Raw genomic sequence first — 18,540 nt, 5'->3', positions numbered from 1 at the left:
AGATATAACCAGTCTTTTATAAAAGAAAGGCTTTTATATCAATGAGATTAGACAACAATAATCACTCGGTGTTCTATTTGTATTATCATCTTGTTTTGGTTGTGAAAGGGCGGTGATGCCCAACTTTTTGGCGGAAGCCAAAACAAGCGGCATCCCGATCCGGATCGAGGTACCATTGGAAGAACGGATACGGCATATCGTGCAGGAATATCGGCCGCAGGAGCACGCAGACGCCTGCCTCGCCGCTTTTCGGCAAATTCGCCGTCGGCTTCATACGCCGGTTGCCGCGCAAATCGAGCGGCATCTGCTGGACCATGAATTCGAGGAAGCCGCGAGGCTGCTGCTCGAATATTACTACGATCCGCGCTACGAGCATGCGGAAGAACGTTATACCACGGAGCCGATCCGACTCCGCGTCCGTCATACGGACGAAGCCGTGCAGCGAATCGAGCAAGAGCTGAAGCGGCTGTTTTAAGCCGAACTTTAAAGCCTGGGCAACCGGGCTTTTTTTCTGCCTTTTTTGGCAAGCTCCTCGTTCTTTTTTTCGGAAGTTGTGTCAAAATGGGCGCCTCCGTCTTATACTGTACTATCTCATAGGCATTCGTCTAGAAGCGGCTGGGATGACGGAGGTGAAGGCCATGTGGTGGCAATGGGGAGCGGCAGTCTGCATTTTTGCTTTTCTGGTGCTCATCGGGTTGGCTATACGCTTTGCGTATTTGGCGATTCGTGCTCTGAGGCATACCGAGACCGCACTTGACACGATGCAGCAGCAAGTGCAGCAAACAGCGGAGAGCACGGAAAGCTTGCTTCGGGTGTCGACCGAGGTCATGCAGGACCTGCAAGGCAAAATGCAAGCGGTCGATGCTTGGTTTGCGGCGGCGGAGGAGACGGGAGAAGCGGTACAGCGGGTATCCCGGATCGTGAAATCCGTGTCGCTCTCCATCGAGAGCACGGCACTTGAGGCGCGCAAAGCGTTACATAGCCATCGGGATACCGCAAATGACCTGGTGGAGCTGACAGCCGCCGGCCTGCAGCTCTGGCATCGCCTGCAAGCTTCCAGACCCATGAAATCAAAGGAGTGAAGAACGATGGCAGCGGAAAAAAGAAATAAGGATTTGCTCGTCGGAGCCGTAATCGGCGGTGTGCTTGGCGCGGTGACAGCTCTACTGTTTGCGCCTAAATCCGGACGCGAGCTGCGCGCCGACTTGAAAGAGGGCTATCATCAGGTGAGTGAGAAGACGCAGCAAATCGCAGGCGATGTTGCGGAAAAATCGAAGCGGATCGTCTCCGCCGCATCGGATAAAGCGCAGACTGCGGCGGAAAGCATCGGACGCACGACGTCGGAGATGGCGGGGAAAGCGAAGCAGGCGGCTGTTCAAGTGAATCAGGAAATGAAATCGTGGCGCAGCGGCAAATCGGAAAACGGCACAGACGATGTAGCCGCAGCCGAAGCGTCTATCGCAGCTACGACGGTTGAACGCGAGGAGCACTGAAGCTTGACTTGCAAAAAAAACGGGATCTTCGGCGACATGGCCGAGATCCCGTTTAGTTTTTGGCGGTTGATTACCATTTGGATGGATCGATCTTGCTTGGATCGAGTCCTTCCCAAATGTTCTTGATATTCGCTTTGGCCGGGTCTTCGAACACCAGCCAGGCGGTGGGCAAAAACCGTTCGCCGAATTCGCTGGAAGGCTTGTTCAAGATCTGGTTGTCCTTGACCAGTATGGTCGAGGAGCCGCCGTCCAGATTGGCCGCTGTGACCGCGCCGTGCTCCAGAAAAATTTTCTGGATATCGTACAACGTCGCCCCAATGCTGTATCCCGGCTGGCGTCCGTCGATGATGGCGAACATGATGGTGCCGTCGGCTTTTTGCGCCATCGAGGTGCGGGGGGCGATCCCCCAGCCGTCGGCCTGATTTTTGATCATGCCCACGCCGTTGACGATAAACTTCGGAGCGAAAGTGACCGCTTCCTGAACGCCCATCTTGACCAGCTCGTTCGGCGTATATTTGCCCGCGATTAGCTTACCTTCTTTATCGATGGCAACGATGTGATTACGCGTGTTCATACCGCCATCGTTATAGAATATCTTCCCTCCCGACATGACAAGGCCGGTCGGCTGAAAGCCGTTGCCTTTCCATTCCGGATCGACGAACCCACCCGCATTGACGCCGACAATGGCCCCTAGTCGTTTAACCATCGAGGAAACCTTTTCTCCCTTGCCGCGTGTGCCCGGAACGGCGATACGCAGCGTTTTCGGATCGTTCACGATCAGCAGCTTGCCTTTAAAATTTTTCCCCGCAATGTCTTCTATCTCAACCGGAGGCTTTTTTTCGACAACTTTTGTCGCCGGTTTATGATCTACGCGCACAAGGTCCTTATCCTTGATTTCGGAATACGTGTCGAACTGCGCCCAGTACCGATCAACCCGTTTTTTGAGTTCTTCCTCGCCGATAAGGTATTTCGCCCAATGGCGGTGCTGTGTCGAAATAATCGTATCGGCCATCATCATGCGCAAATTCGTGCCGGTTTCCGTTAGAAAAAACCACAAGCTGAACACGCTTCCAAACAAACATAGGAAAAAGAGCGTATAGAGTGCAATTGAAGCCAAGGCGGAAGAACGCCGCTTCTTTTTTTTGACCGGCTTCTTTTTTTTCTTTGCAGCAGCGGCAGTGGTCTTCTGAGTACGAGGACTGCCGGGCATCGGTGCGGACATAATTCAAATCCTTTCCATGGCATGGTTAGACTCCATCCTCTTTTATAAACGAAATATAGCGAAAAAGGTTGCATGAGGAAAATTACGGTAATCGTCCGTTTCTTTGACGATGCGCTCAAATAATCTTTTCGGAAAATTTAGGGGTGTTATCAGCGGGGAGGGTGCGTGGCTCGAGGGGGAGAAATAAACCGGCCTATACGGAAGTCGACGGGCATGGATAAGGCTGGCAGACCTGCGGACTACCAGCCCAGAAAGCTAAGGCGTTATTTATTAAGAAGTTCTTCCGGTGTTTCTGGGCGGTTGAGAGTTAATGAATTTGTTTCAACAAAAAAAGCGGCCAGAGCCATTAGTATTGAGTTTGCGATAATAGCTAATTTTTTTTTCAATGGGGTAGTCTCCTCTCAAAATAATTAATAATTTTGTATGAATATCTTGTTGTTAAAACTGCTTGTATTATGAAAGCGGCAGTAAAGACTGTAGATTTGATAAAAAAGTTGCTGGATATGATTAGTAATGTGATTATTTTTAATAAAGGGTAAAACTTTTGAGGAATTCGGCTGACATCTTTAATATTGTTAGGGGCTGTAAACAGCAAGATCATAAAGGAAATAGTATTAAGATACATGGATATTTCTGTATACTCAGATGGTACATTGGCGATAGTTGTAAAAATAAAAATTGAAGTAATACAGCAAGCCAGCGAATTAGATAAATGAACTCCTCCGCTAACATAACGAATCAACAAAAATACACATATACCAATAAGCGTTTCTTCGAAACGATTTGTAAAAAGGGATACTAACAAGGAAAAGGTTATAGCAAGACTCGTATTGATTGTTAAACTCAACGCGTATTTTAAAGCTATTTCTGATCCGGCATGTTTATTATGCTCACGTATAACTTTTGCCAAGTATGTTGCCATTGAATCAATAGGATTCATCTCTTGGACAGCCTTTCTCTTCTTGCTTTCCATAGTTTTTGATTATGTTTATACGAAAGCACGATACCAATAAGAAAAATAATTGCCAATACGATTGGAATTGCAATATGGTATTTAGATTCTCCGAACATTAAAGTTTGCACCTGAAGTGCGAATACGCTTAAGCTAAGTATAGCTGACAACCAAAAATTGTATTTTTTCATCGAATCATTTATTGTGAAGTGAAAACCTATTTTATAGCGTTGCAAAAAAAGGATTAGCAACACTTGAAGGGCTGTAACAACTAATAGCCAAGTAACAGAGTGAACTAGATTGGTCTGTATTAATTGCACTGACGTTAAATTCATCTGTATACCTATAGCAACGACAAGACCTTCGAAAAAGGCTGTTACAAGATTGGCAATGATGCACATGAAAAATGAAAAAAGAATAGGAAGTCTAAAAAATAAGGTTAGCAGCACGATTTCGATTACAAATATAGACAAAAAAGCATAGTTAAATTGTTCCAGAAAATCACGTACATAAAACGAAACTAATGATAGAATTAAAGCGATAAAAAATACTTTATGTAGTGCATATCGAAAGTATATACGGAAAGCGGATAAAACCAACAACACCATTGCGAAAAATTCAATAGTCGTAAACACCGTTTTTACAAGAAAAGTAACCATGAGGGACCCCTTTAAAAAACTAGTTGTTAGATAGTTCTTACAATTTATCACATATGGTAAAAAAGTCCTATAACATAACAAAATCGTTTGGAAAACTTTAGAATCGTTTTGCTTCTAGATAAGTTTAATATACACATAATAAGTACACAAGAAAATTTTTGTCGAAAATTGGCGAATTTTAACTGTTATGCTTTTGCAATTTACCTATTTAATGTGCGTACTATAATGGAAATATAGTTTAATGAGGCATGAGCTAGCATTGCCGGCAATAGATTGCCTGCCTTTTTGTAAACGAACCAAAGAATCATTCCAACTAAAAAGTAAGCGAGGAAACGATCCAGCATAAAATAGAAAACAGACCAATGTGCTCCATGATACACTTCCTCTAAGAACTTTTCTGAGCTAATAAAATGAAAGTTTCAATATGAAAGCGACTAACAACCGCTTACGCCATATCAATTCAATTTTTTCCTGCTTTTCAACAAGAGCCATAATGGCAAAGAAGCCTTGACTTTGGTAGTGTAAGAGACAGAGGACTGCGCGCAACCAAAGCAGGCTTTTTTTGCTCTAAAGCTACAGTGTACAAGAGTCCGTGCTGAACTTCAAGCGAATTTGTGCCATGTTTTGGCATAGGAACGGCTCGGTCCGAAGCGCGATGGAGCGATGTTCTGGGATAAAGAGAGGATACGCCTAATGACGGTTGACGTATATAGCGGAGCATGGTGGGGCGAATTCAGCGCCTTCTTTTCGAATGAGGACTTGTGGGACAACGGCAGTCGAAGCTTGCTGCTGAAGTATTTTGCGAAATTTGCGGTCCGGGATGGAAGGCGGCGCGTGCTTGATGTCGGCTGCGGGCCGGGGATCAGTACGAAGCGCTTGAATGAGATGGGCTTTCTCGCGAAAGGCATCGACATTTCTCAGGCCATGGTCGAGAGCGCCAAGGCAAGGCAGGTCGAGGCGTATGTATCAGATTGCGACCCGATTCCCGAGGAAGACGAGACTTTCGACTATGTCTTCTGCTGCACGGTGGTGGAGTGGGTGAGGAATCCGTACGGGATGATCCGTGAAATGGCCCGGGTAATCAAGCCGGGAGGCGGAATAGTCATCGCTTGTCTGGGTCCCGGCAATTTGCCTCATGAAGAAGCGTTGAAGCGTTTGCGGGGCGAGCCGACCAATTACAATATGCTGATGCCGGTCGAACTGCATCGGCTGCTCTTGGACTGCGGACTGAAGATCCGATCCATGACCGGCGCGCGAAGCCATCATATCTCCCAAGAGACGTATGCCAAGCTGGACTGGATCACCAAATCGTACTGCAGCAATCTGTGGATGATTGGAGCGGATAAGGAGGGCGGCTTGCTATGAATCTGGATCATTTCGGGCAGCTCATTCGCTCCAAGCCGCGAGCGGCTAAAAAACTATGAACACTCTCAGCAAACGCATTCTAAACAGGAGCCGGAAGCATAGAATAATACTAACAGCTATTCACTCACGCTCCTGCTGGCACAATCGGATACAAAAATAGCCCGCGGCAGTCGTTCGCGCTCGCGGGCGGTGATAGACACAATAGTGCGGGACGCAACTAGACGTTCTTCTCCACGGAGGAGAAAGCTGCCGGTTTACTGCTTTTACTGAAGGAAAATTCCAGACTTTTTTTGGTGTTGATCGCCACTTTGCGCAGAAGATGTTCGTGGTATTTCCGTTGGCGGATTGCTGAGATGGTGACGTGCGGGTCCTCGCCGTTTTCATCAAAATAAAGCCGGCCGCGCCGTTCGTCATATTTGCGGATGTGATTGAAATTGACGTAAAGATCGGTGTCCATCTTCTTGAAATCGTTCTCTTCCAATCGGTCCAAAAAGCTGCTGAAATCAAGCAGCGACTCAATGCTCCTCGTCATTGTCGCTCCTTTCTGATAATAAGTAATTTCATTCATGCCGATCTCAATGAAGTAGACGCTCGACAGGTCTATATCCTCGTTTCGCTTGGGGGCGAAAGACGAAGAAATATGACTGCTCATCAGATGTCCTGCCTTAATCATCAAATCGGTATAGGGGTAGCCGTATGCAGCCGACAGCTTCTGAAGCGTATCTGGCGACGGGGTTATTTTGTCATTGGTGGAACGGTTTCGCTCAAGCTCAAGATCTCGGATGTAGGCATGGGAAAGACCGCTTTTGCGAGCCGCTTCACGCAAAGACATCGAGCCTCGAAGCCCCTCAAGAAATTTTCCGAAATCGGGAATAGGTTGTCCCAAACCTGGTCACTCCTCTCTGAAACTATTGTAATGGACAAACGTATGAAAGGAAATAGCAATTTCTAAAAAAGCGTTTATATGATATGTCTGCCTCTTGACTCTATGTAATACGAATACTACATTAGAAGTAGTACACTTTTTTAGCGTTACAAAAGGGGGTGGGATTGTAATGAGAGACAAAGTTATGAACCGTTGGAGCACCTACGAACCTTACTTTATTGAATTTAATGGTTATAAAGTAGCAGATATTGTCATTACCAGCCATGCGCTCAGCCGATGGTCGGAGCGGGTGGAGAACGAGCAGGGCGGAATTGGGCATATTTGCTCCTTTTTGTGGGAAAGACTGAAAAACTGTAAAGTCCAACCTTATTATGCAAATGAAAAAGACGTTTACCTGATTGACGAGGACCTTGTGATGGTCGCCGAGTTTATCGAATTGAAGGATGAAACCGATATCGCAGGCAATCCTCTTCATAAAATGATTGTCGTTACGTTCTTGGGCCGCGTGTCTCAGGATATTCAACTTCGTGATCTGAAAGCTTATTACTCCTGGCTGCGCCACACCCGTCGCATGACCTTAGTGAAACACGGAAGAAAACGCAAATAAGCGGCACCTGCCCATAACCATTTTCATACCAAAGGCTGGCCTTTACAGGTCGGCCTTTTCATGTATTTACCTTAGTATACCATAATATACCAAGGATGCGAAGGGTTTTTATGTCGAATGCATAAATTCCTTCCACTCATGGGGAAAATTAGGATGAGTAGGAAGGGGATGAAGACGTTATGGCCCGTGATTTGCCTATAGGCAACGGCAATGTGCTTATTAATTTTGACGTCCATTACAATGTTCGTGATGTTTATTTCCCTTATGTGGGTCAGGAGAATCAAGCGCTCGATCATTTATCGCATTTTGGCGTGTGGACGGCGGAAGATTTTTTCTGGATCGACCATCCGGAGCTGAAGAAGCAGTCCGGCTATTTGAACGACACCATGATTACGAACGTCGCCTGCACGCACGAGCGGCTCGGCCTCAAGCTGCAGCTCCGCGACGGCGTGGACGTGCAGGAGAATGTATTCATCCGCAAGGTGGTCGTGGAAAACGACTGGGACCTGGAACGCGAGGTGAAGCTGTATTTCCATCTGGATCTGCATATGTACGGCAACGGCGTGGGCGATACGGTATACTACGACCCGGAACTGAGATCGCTTGTCTTTTACAAGGGGCATCGGTACTTATCGTTGTCGTGCCAGAGGCAGGATCAGAAGGAGGCAGGGGTTACTTCGTACGCAACCGGGCAAAAGGAAATGAACCGGCTCGAAGGAACATGGCGGGATGCGGAAGACGGGCGGCTCGGCGGCAATCCGATTGCGCAAGGATCGGTTGACGGAACGGTCGAGCTGGCCTTGCGCGTACCGGCCAAGGGGGCGAAGGAGGCTTGGTTCTGGATTTGCTTCGCCCGGGGCGATCAGGAAATCCGCAAGCTGGAGCGCACGGTCCGGTCGGCTACGCCGCATGCGCTGCTGCAACGCACATACAATTACTGGGGACAGTGGCTCGGACACGACCGGCACGATTTGAAGCTGCTTGAGCCGGACATGGCTTCCTTCTACAAGCGGAGTCTGCTCGTGGTCCGCACGAACACGGACAACCGGGGGGCCATTTTGGCCGCCAACGATTCGGACATTTTGAAGTTTGCGCGCGACACGTACTCGTATATGTGGCCGCGGGACGGCGCGCTGATTGCGCATGCGCTTGACCGAAGCGGTTATCATGCGCTGACGAAACGATTTTTCCAGTTTTGCAAGCGGGGATTGTCGGAGGACGGCTACTTGCTCCACAAGTACAACCCGGACGGCTCCGTCGGTTCGAGCTGGCACCCGTGGGTCAATGCCCGCGGTGAGAAGCAGCTTGCCATCCAGGAGGACGAGACGGCGCTTGTGCTGTTCGCGCTGTGGCATCATCACCGGCTGGCCCGGACGCTGGACGAAGCGCGCGACGACTACGACAATCTCGTCCTGCCTGCGGCCGATTTTATGGCGCGTTATACCGATGCTTCCGGATTGCCGCTGCCCTCGTACGACCTGTGGGAAGAACGCTACGGCGTGCATTTGTTCACGGTCGCGAGCGTCTATGCGGGGTTGCTTGCCGCTGCGGGCTTCGCCGAGCATTTCGGGGATAAACTGAGGGCGCTGCACTACCGGGATAAGGCGGGCAACGTAAAGCAGGCGGTGGAGCACTCGCTTTATTCCGAGCAGGAGCAGCGGTTTATTCGTTCGCTCTATTGGAATGACGAGAAGCAGGCGTACGAGCCGGATTTGACGCTGGATGCGAGCATGTACGCAATATTCGACTTCGGGATGTTTGCGCCGGACGATCCGCGGGTCGTTTCTACCATGAAAGCGATCCGTCAGCAGCTTTGGGTGCAGACGGACGTGGGAGGGCTCGCCCGGTATTCCAACGATTATTATCATCAGGTGACGAAGGATGTCACCAAGGTGCCGGGCAATCCGTGGTTTATTTGCACGCTCTGGTATGCGGAATACGTGATTGCCACGGCGAAGGGCGAAGAGGAGCTGAAGGAGGCGGCGGATTTGCTGCGATGGACGATGAGCCATGCGCTGCCTTCGGGGATTTTGGCCGAGCAGGTGCATCCGTTCAGCGGCGAGCCGATGTCCGTTTCGCCGCTGACCTGGTCCCATGCGACGTTCGTCAAGGTGGTGCAGGAATACTTGTCGAAGCTGAAGCTGTTCCGGCACCGGGAACGCGGCCGCGAGGATCAGAGCGACGCGAAGCTGCTCCATGCGACAGGAGAGAAGCGATGAAGGCGGTGCGCTTAACCGGCCTGACGCCTGCGGGCGGAGCGGAAGCCGGAGTGGGGCAGCCGAAGCTGGAGCTGGTCGAGATTGAGCGTCCCGTGCGGCAGACGAAGACGGACGTGCTCGTCCGCGTGCTCTGCATCGGCCTTGACGGGACGGACCGCGAGATCATGAGCGAAAAGTACGGCGTGCCGCCGGCGGGCGAAACGTCGCTGACGATCGGGCACGAATCGCTCGGCGTCGTGGAAGAAGCGGACCCGGCCACGGGATTCGTGCCGGGAGACGCGGTCTGCGCCTTGGTGCGCAGGCCGTGCGCGGACCCGGGATGCGTCAACTGCCGCAACGGGCAGCAGGACTTCTGCGAAACGGGGCAGTATACGGAACGCGGCATCCGCGGCGCACACGGGTATTTGTCGGACTATTATGTCGAGGACACGAGATATTTGGTCAAGGTGCCCGCGGGAAGTCTTGCCTTCGGGATCTTGGCCGAGCCGCAGAGCATTGTCGAGAAAGTGTGGAACGAGGTGCAGCGCATTCAGCAGCGGCTTGTCTGGCAGCCGAGGACGGCTGTAGTGCTCGGCTCGGGACCGCTTGGGCTGCTTGCTGCGCTAACGTGCCGGTGTCTGGGTCTGGATACCGTGGTATGGTCCAAGTCGCCGGACGATTCGATCGGGGCCGAGCTCGTGCGGGCCTGCGGAGCGATGTACGCGCAGGCGGAAGACGAAGCAGCCGCCCCGGCGGGGTCCGGGAGCGCTCCTGCCATATCCGCGTTGGGAGCGTTCCTGCAGCGAAACGGCCGGCGCGCAGACCTCATCTTCGAATGCACAGGCTACAGCCCGCTCGCGTTTGACGCGATGGCCGCCATGGGGCCAAACGGCGTGCTGGCGCTCCTCGGCGTGACCCCGGGCAACCGGAGCATTCGGATTTCCTCCGATCAGATTAACCAGGAGCTGGTGCTGGAGAACAAATGCGTGCTTGGCTCGGTGAACGCGTCGCGCAAGGACTTTGAAACCGGGCTGTACCGGTTGAAGCAGATGGAAGCCCGCTTTCCCGGCCTGCTGGGCAGGCTGATGACCGACCGGCTGACGCTTGAGCAGGTGCCGCAGCTGGATTTCGGCCGGATCGCCGTCAAAGCCGTCGTCGATCTTGTCCCGCGGGAGCAATGGACCGGACTGGTCCGGCACGAAGCGGAAGAGGTGGCGTACAGCTTCTCGGTGTAAGGGCGTGTTGTTTTAATATACATGGAAAATAAAATATAAGCGGGCAGCGCCTTCGACTGTGAAAGCGGCTGTCCGCTTATTTTCGTTTGGGATCGCTAGGCAGGCGGCGAAAATTCCCCCCCGGCCCGAAACTACCGTATGCACCAAATGATACTCCAAGCCTGCGGTCCGACCTTGTGCTGCGCTGCGGACCGGGCGTGGTCTGCGAATAGCACTTTGCCGGGGTGAGGGTTAAACGCCGCCTCGTGATAGATGTGAGCCATGTAATGGTACACCTCCGTCAGTTTTGATATGATGTAGACAAAATGAAGGGAGAGATGGACGATTGAATTGGAAACAGACCATTCGGGAGAACGGGCACCATCTGTCATGGGTTGTGGCGCTCACGGCTACGCTGGGGAGCCTGTATTTTTCGGAGATTATGCAGTTTACCCCATGCAAGCTGTGCTGGTACCAGCGCATCCTGATGTATCCGCTCGTGATTATATTGGGCATCGCAGCCGTCCGCAAAGAACGACATATGTACCTGTATGTTCTGCCGCTGTCCATTTGGGGCGGGGGCATTTCGTTATACCATTTCCTCATGCAGAAGACCGACTGGTTCAAGACCGGAGCAGCCGCGTGCGGCTTGGTTCCGTGCGACTTGGACTATATCGATTGGTTCGGGTTTGTGACGATTCCGTTTCTGGCGCTGGTCGCATTCGTGCTGATCACGGTTCTGCAAATTTTGATGTGGGTAGCTGAAAAGAAATAAGACGATTTACATCTCTCCACACGAAAATGGCGCTATGCGGACGATCTGATCGAGGCTCATGGCGATTGGCTGCCGAAATATCGGTGAATAAGCTGTCGAAAGTATGGTAATAAAGACACATTGAACCTATTCAAGCGCTCGAAGGGACCGTTTCCGATCTCTTGGGCGCTTTTTTGTAGTGCTTGCATACCATTTTTTTATTTTATTGTATATATTTACACAATTGTTCTTGTATATATTATTTTACAATATTATACTATCATCATTATCGCTTACTCTACTAAAATTTCATAGGGATATGCTCCGTCTAACGAATTCCTTGCCCCGTCCCTGCTTGGAGGTGATTGTTCGCCAACTCTCATTCCGGTAAGGCATGACTTGCAAGCAACCAGATCGCAGATGTTCTCTCTGGAGGATGCTACGAATTGCTGAAACCAAGTCAAAGGAGCGGATGAATTTTGTTGAAGCACAAAAAGTTAGGCAAACATGTTTCCCTGGGGATGGCCATTCTCCTTTCGCTAACCTTCAGTTACCCGGCCAGTGCCGACAACACAAGCGTCTCTCAAAAGAGCGATCTCAAATCCAGCTCTCCCCGCGTCGCCGACGAAAAAGTTTCTCCCAAGCTCAGCAAGCAGTTTGCCGATGACGAATACGTCACTTACCTCGTGAAAATGAAAGAACAGGCGGACACGGCCGCCGCTTCCGAAAATGCCCTGCAAAAATTCACTATGGAGAAGGCCACGCCGGCCGCAATCAAGCTTGCCAGGCGGAGCTCCGTTGTCAGCTCGCTCCGTGAAACGGCTTCGAGCTCGCAGCAATCGTTGGAAAGCTACCTGAAGAATGAGCTTGAGCAGGGAGGAGTCAAGGACTATAAAAGCTTCTTTATTGTCAACGCCATGGCGGTAACGAGCAGCAAATCCGTCATGGAGAATATCGCCCAGCTCCCGGAAGTCGACAAAATTTTGCCGAACGAAGAGCGATTCCTGGATAAAGCGGAAATCGACAAAGAGGCCGAGGCCAAAACGGATGCAATCAAACCGGACAACGTGGAGTGGAACATTTCCCAGGTCAACGCTCCCGAGGTTTGGGCCAAAGGCATCGACGGCACAGGCATCGTTGTGGCCAACCTGGATTCGGGCGTGGAGTACACGCATCCCGCGCTGCAGAGCAAGTGGCGGGGACTGGATGCTTCCGGGAACGTCGTGAATCCGGAGCTAAGCTGGTACGACCCTCACAGCAAAGCGCCGCTGCCGGCTGACGGAGACGGCCACGGCACCCATACGATGGGAACGATGGTCGGTTCGGAGGCGAACGGTACGAACAAAATCGGCGTAGCTCCCGGCGCCAAATGGATCGCGGTGCGCATTTTCAACCCGAAATCGAGCGACGCCATTATTCTTGACGGGGCGCAGTGGCTGCTTGCTCCCAAGGATGCACAGGGAAATCTTCATCCCGAGCTGGCGCCGGATGTCGTGAACAACTCATGGAGCAGCGGCAGAGGACTTAACGAATGGTTCCGGCCTATGGTTCAAGCCTGGCGGGACGCGCAGATTTTCCCCGAATTTTCGGCGGGGAACAAGCGCGAGACGAATCCCGGCGGACCCGGCTCCGTAGCCAACCCGGGCAACTATCCCGAAGCATTCGCCACCGGGGCGACCGACATCAACAAGAACCTGGCCGATTTATCTCTCCTCGGTCCTTCTCCTTACGGGGAGATTAAACCGGAGGTATCGGCTCCCGGAGTCAACATCCGTTCTTCCGTTCCGGGCGGAAAATATGAGGGAGGCTGGAACGGCACCTCCATGGCCGGCCCGCATACGAGCGCGATTGCCGCGCTTTTGCTGCAAACCAATCACTCCCTGACGGTGGATCAACTCGAGCAAATCCTGATGAAAACGGCCACCAAGCGAACGGACAGCCAGTTTCCTGTCACGCCGAACAACGGATACGGTCACGGCATCGTCAACGCGCTTGATGCGGTCGGGTCCGTTCTGGAGGGAGTCGGTACGGTATCCGGCAAGGTCGTAACGGCCGGGGACGATGACGAAGCCCCGGTATTGGAGCATACGCCGTTAACCGTTGTTTTCAAGGGGCTGGATGCCCGGGTGTCCGCCCGCGCGAAAGATAATGTAGCCGTGAACGCTGTTGAATTGTTTGCCAAAGTTGCAGGAACGGATCATTACACGTACATTCCGATGGAGCGCAAGTCGGGCGACAGCAAGGACGGTATCTATGAGGCGACGATCCCCGCGTTTCTGCTCGATACGAAAGGACTGGAATATTATTTCCGCGTGAACGATTACGGCAACAACGGCTTTAATGGCAACGTTTACAAGATTCCGGTATCCAGCGGCGTCAAGCCGGGCTATTTTCAGGATTTCGAGACTGACAATATGGGCTTTACCACGGGAGGCGAAGGGGGCGCTTGGGCTTGGGGCGTTCCGAGCAGCGGTCCGGGACGCGCCCATTCCGGGCAAAAGGTAATCGCCACCAATCTGACCGGCACGTATCCGGCCAGCGCCAACTCCTATCTGCTTGCCCCGCCGATCGATCTTACGTCAAGTCCGGAAGGGGCGGTGCTTTCCTTTAAGCAGTGGTACGATTTGGAAAACAATATCGACTTCGGCAAAGTGTACATCGCTTCCAAGAACAGCGACGATGCCTTCGAGCCGGTATTAACCTTCACGGGCAGCAGCGGGGGCTGGAAAACGCAGTTTGTGGACTTGAAGCCGTACGCAGGCCAAGAGATTTCCCTGATGTTTAACTTGACCAGCGACGCCTCGACGCAGAAGGGGGGATGGTATATTGACGATCTTTCCATCCAGCCGCCGGATCGTACTGCCCCGGGAGCCCCCGGCAGCCTGAGCGCTTCGGCGGACGCTGTGGGCCATGTCACGCTGACTTGGACTCCGCCCGCCGACGAAGATCTGAGGCAGTATAAGGTGTACCGTTCCACGCGCTCCGGCGCGGGCTATGAAGCCATCGGCACGGTAACCTCGGCAACGTATACCGATACGAATACGGTGGAGAATACGACCTACTATTATACCGTCACCGCCCAAGATTACAGCGGCAATGAAAGCGTCAAGTCGAACGAAGCCTCGCTAACCGTTCGCCGTCCTACCGTCCTGTTCCATGACTCTTTCGATTCGAATACCGATAACGGATGGACTCATGGCGGAGCCAAGGATGAATGGGGACGGGGAGCGCCCACTGCTCCCGGACCGGCTGAAGCCGTATCCAGGCCGAACGTATGGGGAACCGATCTGGACGGGACCTACGAGAACAATGCGGATGCTTCGCTGGTTTCCCCGACCATCAATCTGACGAATGTGACGAATGCCACGCTGACGTTCCAGCACTGGTTTGAGATCGAAAGCGGCTATGATTACGGATATGTGGAAATTTCCACAAACGGGGGAGACACTTGGTCCGAGCTGGGCAAATTTTCGCATAGCACGAACGGAAAGCAGTGGAGCCCCGTTACCTACAATCTGGACAAATACACCGGGAAAGAGGCGCAAATCCGCTTCAGGCTGAAGAGCGATAATAGCGTATCGAAAGCCGGATGGTACATTGACAATTTCCAAATACTGAATGTTACTACCACCGTGCAGACGCCGAATACGGCTCCCGAGCTGAATCTGCAAAAGCCGAAGCCCGAGTATGGCAATCCGCTCTACAAAATCACCAGAACCGAGAAGAGCGAGTTCAAGCCGGCCGTGAACAACGGCAGCATCGGAACGGAAAGCTTGCCTGCGAGCGCAACCGTCACCGTGCTGGAGACCGGCCGTTCCGTTAAAACGGATGCCTCTACCGGACGCTACAGCTTGAACCATGTGGCCGGAAAATTTACATTGAAGGCGGAAGCCTACGGGTATTATCCGCGGACGCAATCTGTCACCATTACCGACGGGACCGATGTCAAAGCCAACTTCAATCTGGAAGCCATTCCTCACGGGCAAATTAACGGCGCCGTGACGGATGAGCGTACCGGTCAGCCGATTGCGGGCGCGGTCGTGCTTCTTCTGGAAGACCCCAGAATTGCTCCTGTGACGACGAACGTCTATGGCGCGTTTAATTTGGATGCGATGGAAGGCACTTATACGATCTCCGTTGCGGCAAAGGATTACTATAGCAAAACCGCCAAGGTAACCGTCACACCGAAAGGCGCCGTGGAGCTTCCGGTCGCTCTGAAGCCTTTCATCGGCTTCCCCGGTGAAATCGCCTACGACGACGGCACGCCCGAGAATGCCAGAGCTTTCAATGCGCCCGACAATGCCTGGGCTGTCCGGATGACGCCGGAGTCCGGTGCCGCGCAAGTGACAGGCGTATCGCTCCGCTTCTGGAACACGGAATGGCCGAAGCCGGGCGGGACGGCGTTCCAATACGCGATTTACGACGCTTCTGGCAAGGGAGGAGCTCCCGGACGTCTGCTTGCCGGGCCGTTCGATGGCACCGCGCTTCGCAACAATCAATGGACGACGATGGACTTGGCCGAACCCGTGACCGTACAGGGCGACTTCTATGTCGTCTATATCCAGCCTGCCGCCAATCCGAATTCTCCGGGACTTGGAACCGACGAGAACGGGAAAAATGCACTGCGCAGCTGGCAGCGCGTCAGGGGCGTGTGGAGTGCTACCCCCAAAAAAGATGGGAACTACATGATCCGTGCCATCGTTCGCTATCCGGTGAACGCTCCCGTCATTACGTCGCCGGCCGATGATTTCTATACGAAGCAGCCGACGATTGCCGTCAACGGAACTTCCCCGGCGAACGGGGCGACCGTCCGGTTATACAACGGAACGGAATTGGCCGGAACCGCTGCCGTGCAGAACGGACAGTTCAGCTTGACCGCGCAGTTGAAGCCGGGACCGAACCTGTTGAGCGCCGAAGCGCTCGTAAGCGGCAAGGCGACAGACCGTTCGGAGCCCGTCACCGTCACACTGGACCAAACGCCGCCGGAACTGGTCGTTATCTCTCCGCTGGAGGGAGCAAGAACCAATAGTGAGGCGCTCCATGTGACCGGGACGGTCCGCGACGAATTCCTCGGTACGCTGACGGTGAACGGGCAGCGGGCCGAGATTGGCAGCGACAGGACCTTCGCTCACCGCATTTTGATCAATCCGGGCAAGAACCTTGTTACGGTGACGGCAAAAGACCTTGCCGACAATGAAACGACGGTTACTCGTGCCGTGTACGTCGATCTGTCCTTGCCGAAAATCAATAATCTCTCGCCTGCGGCCGATGTTCGTCTTAAGGCAGGAGAGCCGCTTCACGTCTCCTTCGACAGCGCGCCCGGCCTGAATGCCTCTTTCCGCGTCGAAGTGCCGCTTCTGCTGAGCAGCATGGCGCGAAACGAGATTCCGTTGACGGAAACGAGACCGGGACACTACGAGGGAACTTATCAGACACCGTCGACCTTAGGGCTTAACGGCGGAGTCGTCGTTGTTCGCGTCTGGGATCGGGCGGGCAACCAAGCGGAGTTCGAAGCGCCCGGCCAAGTGTACGTAACCGGTACCCAGCCTCCGGCCAATGTATCGCCTGTTGCGGCAATCTCTGCGCCGGATACGGCAAAGAAGCAGCAGCAGATTACGTTTAACGGCTCTTCCTCCCGTGATACGGATGGGAAAATCGTCCGTTACGAATGGCGGTTCGGCGACGGCGGAACGGCCACCGGCGTCAAAGCGAGGCACCGTTTTACTACTGCTGGAACTTATACGGTGCAGCTGACCGTTACCGATAATAAAGGGGCTCAACATACGGCGGTGCATAAAATTACGATCAAGTAAGCCGAGGCTGCTTCATTTTGGCCTATGCGATGCGTACCAGTTGAAAGTTCGAATGACCTCTGCGGTTCCTCCGCGGAGGTCTTTTCTTTGTATGTTTTGCATGAATGGCCTAGCGATATTACCGTCGGTTTGCCACATGATACGCCGTTTGGTAAAATATATACGAACAATTATTCGTGTTCGAGCAATGGATTTTCGACCGTACCAAATGACTCCACGATCAACGAAATGGGGAACAGCGATGAACAACAAAACAAAGGCGACCTGGATGCTTGCTGCGGCATTGTCTCTCATGCTTGCAGCTTGCAGCAATGAGCGCGCCGCCGAGCCGTCCACGCCAACGGAGTCGCCGAAATCGGCCGAAACACCGAAGCCGGTTGAATCCAAGAAGTCATCCGCCTCGACGGGCGATTCTTCGGTTGTCCCGGCCCCGCCGGCAACCTCCGCCAACTCGGAGTCAGCCAAGGACGCGAAAGCGGAGAAGGAAACGAAAGCGACGAAGGACAAACTGAGCCCGTCCGAGTCTGCCGACAAGCAAGGCCAGCCGTCTGGCGCGACAGGAGCTGTCAACGATAACGGCAAAGCGGGCGCATCCGGATCGAAAAATCCGGCCGCAAAGACCGGAGACCGCAAGACGCTCTCGTGGTATTACATGAAGAAGTCCAAGGGCCAGGTCCCGAATTTCCCGGCGGAGACGAAAAGCTACACGAAAGACATGAAGGCGCTTTGGGTCGGGACCGGAAAAAAAGTATATTTGACCATCGATACCGGCGGTCCGCTCGGAGATATCGATACGTTGGTCAAGTCGCTGAAGGACAACAAGGTGAAGGCGAACTTTTTTATCGCGGGGTACAACGTCAAGAAAAATCCCGATTTCATCAGGACGCTCGTGGCCGACGGGCATCTGATCGCCAACCATACGATGACGCATACGGATATGAATACGCAAACCGACGAGCAGGTGCGCAAAGAAATCGAAGATTACGAGAAGCTTTATAAAGATGTGATCGGGAAGGACATCCAGCCGTATTTTCGTTTTCCGTACGGCCGCTATAATATGCACTTATTGAAAATGGTATCCGATATGGGGTACACGTCCGTCTTCTGGTCTACGGCCATGCGCGACTGGGAGCCACGCAAGAACGGCGCGGAAGACCCCTACAACGACATTATGAACAATTTGCATGACGGCAACATTATTTTAATGCATCAAGGTTCGCCGGAAAACATTCAGGCGCTGGATAAAATCGTCAAAGCCGTCAAAAAAGCAGGCTACGAGTTTGCGCTGTTAAGCGATATCGAGCCTCCGAAGTAATTTTCGTCCGGCACACTCCGTTTTGGGCCGCGACCCGCCTCAGGGCGGGTTTTATTTTTGGC

The 18,540-nt window shown here is 52.6% G+C and carries 17 protein-coding genes and 1 pseudogene; 11 read left to right on the top strand and 7 right to left on the bottom strand.

What is annotated here, in order from left to right:
• Positions 1-41 precede the first annotated feature (41 nt).
• The 4 genes and pseudogenes from NLX71_RS27265 to NLX71_RS02170 all read left to right on the top strand — a co-directional run.
• Positions 42-113, top strand: a pseudogene (locus NLX71_RS27265) (IS200/IS605 family transposase); the annotation flags it as partial.
• A 2-nt stretch (positions 114-115) separates the two neighbouring features.
• Positions 116-475, top strand: a complete 360-nt coding sequence (locus NLX71_RS02180; protein WP_254361859.1) for a tRNA 2-selenouridine(34) synthase MnmH — start codon at positions 116-118, stop codon at positions 473-475.
• Between the two features lie 163 nt (positions 476-638).
• Entirely contained in the window at positions 639-1,082 is a 444-nt protein-coding gene (locus NLX71_RS02175; protein ID WP_254361858.1) for a DUF948 domain-containing protein, read from the top strand.
• Positions 1,083-1,088: 6 nt separating this feature from the next.
• Positions 1,089-1,493 (top strand): YtxH domain-containing protein, encoded by a 405-nt coding sequence (locus tag NLX71_RS02170; RefSeq protein WP_254361857.1) that lies wholly within the window; start codon positions 1,089-1,091, stop codon positions 1,491-1,493.
• A gap of 70 nt (positions 1,494-1,563) precedes the next feature.
• On the opposite strand, the gene NLX71_RS02165 is transcribed toward NLX71_RS02170, so the two are convergent.
• The 5 genes from NLX71_RS02165 to NLX71_RS26955 all read right to left on the bottom strand — a co-directional run bounded on the left by NLX71_RS02165 (position 1,564) and on the right by NLX71_RS26955 (position 4,706).
• A complete protein-coding gene (locus NLX71_RS02165; protein ID WP_254361856.1) occupies positions 1,564-2,715 on the bottom strand; it encodes a phosphodiester glycosidase family protein in 1,152 nt (383 codons plus the stop codon).
• A 263-nt stretch (positions 2,716-2,978) separates the two neighbouring features.
• Positions 2,979-3,101, bottom strand: coding sequence for a cyclic lactone autoinducer peptide (locus tag NLX71_RS02160; protein WP_254361855.1), 123 nt, complete (start codon positions 3,099-3,101; stop codon positions 2,979-2,981).
• A complete protein-coding gene (locus NLX71_RS02155) occupies positions 3,098-3,655 on the bottom strand; it encodes an accessory gene regulator B family protein (RefSeq protein ID WP_254361854.1) in 558 nt (185 codons plus the stop codon). The genes NLX71_RS02160 and NLX71_RS02155 overlap by 4 nt, the downstream gene beginning before the upstream one ends.
• Entirely contained in the window at positions 3,652-4,326 is a 675-nt protein-coding gene (locus tag NLX71_RS02150; protein WP_254361853.1) for a hypothetical protein, read from the bottom strand. Before NLX71_RS02150 ends, NLX71_RS02155 begins: the two co-directional genes overlap by 4 nt.
• Before the next feature lie 200 nt (positions 4,327-4,526).
• Positions 4,527-4,706 carry a CPBP family glutamic-type intramembrane protease gene (locus tag NLX71_RS26955; protein WP_375377876.1) on the bottom strand — a complete coding sequence of 60 codons (180 nt, stop codon included), beginning with the start codon at positions 4,704-4,706 and terminating at the stop codon, positions 4,527-4,529.
• A 313-nt stretch (positions 4,707-5,019) separates the two neighbouring features.
• Between NLX71_RS26955 and NLX71_RS02145 the strand changes: the two genes are divergently transcribed.
• Entirely contained in the window at positions 5,020-5,691 is a 672-nt protein-coding gene (locus NLX71_RS02145; RefSeq protein WP_254361852.1) for a class I SAM-dependent methyltransferase, read from the top strand.
• Between the two features lie 217 nt (positions 5,692-5,908).
• Here NLX71_RS02145 and NLX71_RS02140 read toward each other — a convergent pair whose 3' ends face one another.
• Complete coding sequence (locus NLX71_RS02140) at positions 5,909-6,577, bottom strand: helix-turn-helix domain-containing protein (RefSeq protein ID WP_254361851.1); 669 nt, start codon at positions 6,575-6,577, stop codon at positions 5,909-5,911.
• Between the two features lie 169 nt (positions 6,578-6,746).
• Here NLX71_RS02140 and NLX71_RS02135 point away from each other — a divergent pair, with 169 nt between their 5' ends.
• The 3 genes from NLX71_RS02135 (at position 6,747) to NLX71_RS02125 (ending at position 10,617) form a co-directional block, all read left to right on the top strand.
• The gene (locus NLX71_RS02135) at positions 6,747-7,184 is read left to right on the top strand and encodes a hypothetical protein (RefSeq protein ID WP_254361850.1); all 438 of its coding nucleotides are present in this window, start codon (positions 6,747-6,749) and stop codon (positions 7,182-7,184) included.
• 179 nt (positions 7,185-7,363) lie between these two features.
• The gene (locus NLX71_RS02130) at positions 7,364-9,403 is read left to right on the top strand and encodes a glycoside hydrolase family 15 protein (RefSeq protein WP_254361849.1); all 2,040 of its coding nucleotides are present in this window, start codon (positions 7,364-7,366) and stop codon (positions 9,401-9,403) included.
• The gene (locus NLX71_RS02125; protein ID WP_254361848.1) at positions 9,400-10,617 is read left to right on the top strand and encodes a glucose 1-dehydrogenase; all 1,218 of its coding nucleotides are present in this window, start codon (positions 9,400-9,402) and stop codon (positions 10,615-10,617) included. Before NLX71_RS02130 ends, NLX71_RS02125 begins: the two co-directional genes overlap by 4 nt.
• A 131-nt stretch (positions 10,618-10,748) precedes the next feature.
• On the opposite strand, the gene NLX71_RS26485 is transcribed toward NLX71_RS02125, so the two are convergent.
• Entirely contained in the window at positions 10,749-10,880 is a 132-nt protein-coding gene (locus NLX71_RS26485) for a hypothetical protein (RefSeq protein ID WP_302058039.1), read from the bottom strand.
• 62 nt (positions 10,881-10,942) lie between these two features.
• On the opposite strand from NLX71_RS26485, the gene NLX71_RS02120 reads away from it, so the two are divergent.
• The 3 genes from NLX71_RS02120 to NLX71_RS02110 all read left to right on the top strand — a co-directional run bounded on the left by NLX71_RS02120 (position 10,943) and on the right by NLX71_RS02110 (position 18,478).
• Positions 10,943-11,371 carry a disulfide oxidoreductase gene (locus NLX71_RS02120; RefSeq protein WP_254361847.1) on the top strand — a complete coding sequence of 143 codons (429 nt, stop codon included), beginning with the start codon at positions 10,943-10,945 and terminating at the stop codon, positions 11,369-11,371.
• A gap of 458 nt (positions 11,372-11,829) precedes the next feature.
• Positions 11,830-17,163 (top strand): S8 family serine peptidase, encoded by a 5,334-nt coding sequence (locus NLX71_RS02115; protein ID WP_254361846.1) that lies wholly within the window; start codon positions 11,830-11,832, stop codon positions 17,161-17,163.
• 241 nt (positions 17,164-17,404) lie between these two features.
• Positions 17,405-18,478 carry a polysaccharide deacetylase family protein gene (locus tag NLX71_RS02110; protein WP_254361845.1) on the top strand — a complete coding sequence of 358 codons (1,074 nt, stop codon included), beginning with the start codon at positions 17,405-17,407 and terminating at the stop codon, positions 18,476-18,478.
• The last annotated feature ends 62 nt before the right edge of the window (positions 18,479-18,540 follow it).

This window comes from Paenibacillus sp. MZ04-78.2 (assembly GCF_024213375.1).
Taxonomy (GTDB): Bacteria; Bacillota; Bacilli; order Paenibacillales; family NBRC-103111; genus Paenibacillus_G.
This window is presented reverse-complemented; position numbering and strand designations above follow the sequence as displayed.

What these genes read in the sequence shown, in the direction of transcription:
- NLX71_RS02180 (WP_254361859.1), top strand. Translation starts at nt 116, where the DNA reads ATGCCCAACTTTTTGGCGGAAGCCAAAACAAGCGGCATCCCGATCCGG.
- NLX71_RS02175 (WP_254361858.1), top strand. Translation starts at nt 639, where the DNA reads ATGTGGTGGCAATGGGGAGCGGCAGTCTGCATTTTTGCTTTTCTGGTG.
- NLX71_RS02170 (WP_254361857.1), top strand. Translation starts at nt 1,089, where the DNA reads ATGGCAGCGGAAAAAAGAAATAAGGATTTGCTCGTCGGAGCCGTAATC.
- NLX71_RS02165 (WP_254361856.1), bottom strand. Translation starts at nt 2,715, where the DNA reads ATGTCCGCACCGATGCCCGGCAGTCCTCGTACTCAGAAGACCACTGCC.
- NLX71_RS02155 (WP_254361854.1), bottom strand. Translation starts at nt 3,655, where the DNA reads ATGAATCCTATTGATTCAATGGCAACATACTTGGCAAAAGTTATACGT.
- NLX71_RS02150 (WP_254361853.1), bottom strand. Translation starts at nt 4,326, where the DNA reads ATGGTTACTTTTCTTGTAAAAACGGTGTTTACGACTATTGAATTTTTC.
- NLX71_RS02145 (WP_254361852.1), top strand. Translation starts at nt 5,020, where the DNA reads ATGACGGTTGACGTATATAGCGGAGCATGGTGGGGCGAATTCAGCGCC.
- NLX71_RS02135 (WP_254361850.1), top strand. Translation starts at nt 6,747, where the DNA reads ATGAGAGACAAAGTTATGAACCGTTGGAGCACCTACGAACCTTACTTT.
- NLX71_RS02130 (WP_254361849.1), top strand. Translation starts at nt 7,364, where the DNA reads ATGGCCCGTGATTTGCCTATAGGCAACGGCAATGTGCTTATTAATTTT.
- NLX71_RS02125 (WP_254361848.1), top strand. Translation starts at nt 9,400, where the DNA reads ATGAAGGCGGTGCGCTTAACCGGCCTGACGCCTGCGGGCGGAGCGGAA.
- NLX71_RS26485 (WP_302058039.1), bottom strand. Translation starts at nt 10,880, where the DNA reads ATGGCTCACATCTATCACGAGGCGGCGTTTAACCCTCACCCCGGCAAA.
- NLX71_RS02110 (WP_254361845.1), top strand. Translation starts at nt 17,405, where the DNA reads ATGAACAACAAAACAAAGGCGACCTGGATGCTTGCTGCGGCATTGTCT.